Annotated in this window: 1 protein-coding gene and 1 pseudogene; one reads left to right on the forward strand and one right to left on the reverse strand. The window is 61.5% G+C overall.

Annotated features, from left to right (window positions below; all coding sequences use genetic code 11):
* A pseudogene (locus AB4043_RS25480) lies at positions 1–230 on the reverse strand (50S ribosomal protein L1); the annotation flags it as partial.
* Positions 231–732: 502 nt separating this feature from the next.
* Here AB4043_RS25480 and AB4043_RS25485 point away from each other — a divergent pair.
* Entirely contained in the window at positions 733–1902 is a 1170-nt protein-coding gene (locus AB4043_RS25485) for an excinuclease ABC subunit C (RefSeq protein ID WP_442308515.1), read from the forward strand.
* Positions 1903–2181: the final 279 nt, after the last annotated feature.

Here is a 2181-nt window from a genome sequence, read left to right on the forward strand (position 1 = left end):
GTCTTACCCAGACCAGTCTTACCCAGACCATGCGGCAGAACCACGGTGCTGCGGACCATCTGGTCAGCGTGGCGGGTATCAACGCCCAGACGCATGGTCAGATCGACGGTCTCGTCGAACTTGGCAAACTTGACCTTCTGCAATAGGGAAACGGCGTCTGCGAGATTGTAAGGGCGGGGCTCTACGGCCGCGCGCGCCTTCGCGACATTCTTGGAAAGCTTCTTAGCCATCGACTGTAATCCTTCTTGAGTCTCCCACCGCACGAACCCTTGGGTGAACCGGGCTGATCTGTTGCTTCTGCCCGCTAGAAGCCAGAGGATTTTTTGCTCGTCTGGCTTAGGTTCACCCGCCGCGACCTTGTTTCTCGCGGAACCGCCCCTGAAATTGCTGGTACGACAACTGCTGGATGGGGTCGGTCGTTCGGCCGTGGTACATGTGCCACGGACCTATGGTCCGGGCACTTTTACGAGTATGGTGGAAAATTTCCGGGGTGTCAACATTCGCGGAAGCGCAAACGTCTCGAAAACCCGCGTCATTGCACTACTTTTGGGGCACAAGACGTTGGATGTCCCAGAGAAGATGGGCATTACGCCGACGTGGATCCATTATCCAGGTGGCATCCACTATCCCGGGTAACGAAGGGTGCCCCATATCTGCGAAGCAGATGTGGGTATATCGAGCGAAGCTCGATCCGTCCTTTAGCGAGCGACGACGGATTAAATCCTCCCCGCCGTGCTCCCTCCGACCGATATCTCCGCGCCGTACAATCGCGCTTATGCCGGACGCGTTCCACCTAAGGCACCGCGTGACCTTCTCGGCCGAGACGGCTCAGGAGACCCTGCGCCAGTTGCCGGAATCAGCCGGCGTCCTGGCCCTGCGCGGAGCCGATGCGTCGAGTGGACCACCGCCGGCAGCGACTTTGAGAGCCTGCTCTGCCTCTACCAGGCCACCGCCGCCTTTTTCTCCCTCCCGGAGGCCCGCAAACGCCTCAAGCTCTTCGTTCCCTATACCGTCCGCTTCGCCGCCGAAAACGCCTTTCCCCGGGTCTATGTCACCAACCGGCTTGCGAAAAAGGCCCTGAACGAGACCTATGGCCCCTTCCCCTCACGCGCCGCAGCCGAGCGTTACACCGACGCCATGCTCGATCTCTTCAAGCTGCGCCGCTGCTGGGAAGAGCTTGAACCCTATCCGGAGCACCCAGGCTGCGTCTACGGCGAGATGAAGAAGTGCCTCGCCCCCTGCCAGGAGCGCTGCACACCGGAGCAGTACTCCGACGAGTCCGCCCGCGTCCGCGCCTTTCTGGAGACCGGTGGCCGGTCCCTCCTGGCCGCCGTTGCCCAGGAGCGTGACGACGCCTCGGCCGCGATGGAGTTCGAGCGCGCCGCCGAGCTTCACACCCGCTGGCAAAAGGTGAAGTCCGCCTCCGATCTCGCTCCCGAACTGGTCACCGCGCTACCCCGGTTGCACGCAGTACTGCTGCAGCCCTGCGGAGAAGGCGAGGTCGCTGTCTTTCTGGTTCACAGCGGCTGCCTCGCCGGTCCCGAGATCTTCACCACGCGCGACATCCGCGCCGCCCGCGCCCAGGAAGAGACGGGAAGCTCCCTCTTTGCCCAGCCGTTAATGCTGCAACCCGTTGCCCTGGAAGGTGAGTCCGAAGCCGCCGGACCGGAAGACCGTCTGCGCGATCTGCTGCAGCGCCTTCAGGAGCGCGCTAAAACACCCACCGACATGGCACTGCTGGGCGACCATCTCGCCCTCTTAAAACGCTGGTACTACCGGCCGGAGAAGTCCCGCACCGGGCGTATCTTCTTTGCCGACAAGGACTGGCCATGGCGCCGCATGCTGAACGGCGCGGCCGCGCTGGGGAATCGTGGGGTGGCTGCCTCAGAGCCCGTCGCCTAAGTCGACCGCCCATGCATTGGGTGCCCCATCCATCCCAACGCGATGGGTGGGATATCGCGCTATGCGCGATCATGTTTCCAGAGTGCGATTGTGCCCACTTGGTTCGAGCTTTGCTCGAATCTCCCACCCATCGCGTTGCGATGGATGGGGCACCTGTGATGTTTCAAGAGGTTGTTGTCCATCCGTTTGTATCTGGAGATTCTGTTTGTGACGAGCAAATAGAAGTTTCCGGAGGAACGGATGGACTATCACTATCATGCCCGATTGACGGTGCATGGT

The organism is Terriglobus sp. YAF25, assembly GCF_052113305.1.
Taxonomy (GTDB): Bacteria; Acidobacteriota; Terriglobia; order Terriglobales; family Acidobacteriaceae; genus Terriglobus.